The following is a 1063-nucleotide window of genomic DNA, read 5'->3' on the forward strand; positions in this document are numbered from 1 at the left end:
TGGGTAATCAGCTGTTCCAGTTGGCGTGGGCTAAGTATATCGAATCTGTTACAGCTGACACGGTATCGTGTAACAGCGAGATGCTTCTCGGCAAAGGTATTCATGGTGGTATACGGCTATCAGATTTGATTGACTTTGATCATAGTCAGTCGTCGGAGAGCTGCATTTTTTTTGAAAACGGTATCGTTGCAAAAATTGTCCGGTTGATTTTCAGAAAGGCGCATATACGTCAGTTGGGTGGTCACCTGCTTTATGATTACGATGCGGATACAAGTTTTGATCAGGCATGCAATGCGATAAATTCTAAGTTTCATTTTGGATATTTTCAGTATGTTCAAAGTGCTTTGTATTTTCGAGAAGAGCTTCGCTCGCTGATACTTAAGAAGCATGTTACGTTGCTCGCTGAGGGGAAAGAGCTCTATTCCACCAGTGTTGGCGTTCATGTTCGTCGAGGCGATTTTCTGTTATCAACAGATCCGCATCATAAGGTGATGGATGAAGACTATTATTTCAAGGCGATTGAAAGGTTCAAAGGCCGTCACTTCGTTATATTTACGGATGATAAAGATTGGTGCGAGGCAGTCTTCAAGGGACAGGACTTTGAGGTTTGTGGCTTGCTTGGGACTGATGTCAAGCCTGCGATTGCCGATTTTTTGAGCTTGATTTGTTGCAAGGATTATATAATAGGCACCAGCACTTTCGCCTGGTGGGCTGCGTTTCTAAGTTTCAACAGTAATCCGATGGTTTATATGCCTCGCGTAAAACTTCCATTTCAGTCGGAAGAAAGTAATCAGCTAATTGGGTGGAATTATATTTTGAGTGAGTAGTACCCAGTAATTTTGACACCTAGTTGATAGAGAGGATGGACGGTGTTTTCTTGTGGTCAAGACTGCCCAGCTGTTTATTTGTGGGGGGGCCTTTGCGACGTTGAGTGCCATTCGGGCGATTGAGTCGAACTTCTTCGCTAGAGTGAACTCATTTTCTTTGACTGCCGAGTTAAGCGCTGATGCTCTGGGGGCAGAATTGACGCGTTTTCGATGATTGAGGTGGCGTGCTCAGGTTA

At 44.2% G+C, this 1063-nt stretch carries 1 protein-coding gene; it reads left to right on the top strand.

The genetic code is table 11. The features are described from left to right. On the top strand, positions 1–827 hold an 827-nt coding region (locus MCRY_RS22370), incomplete at its 5' end, for an alpha-1,2-fucosyltransferase (protein ID WP_085633976.1). Between the last annotated feature and the right edge of the window lie 236 nt (positions 828–1063).

This window comes from Marivita cryptomonadis (genome assembly GCF_002115725.1).
Classification (GTDB): Bacteria; Pseudomonadota; Alphaproteobacteria; order Rhodobacterales; family Rhodobacteraceae; genus Marivita; species Marivita cryptomonadis.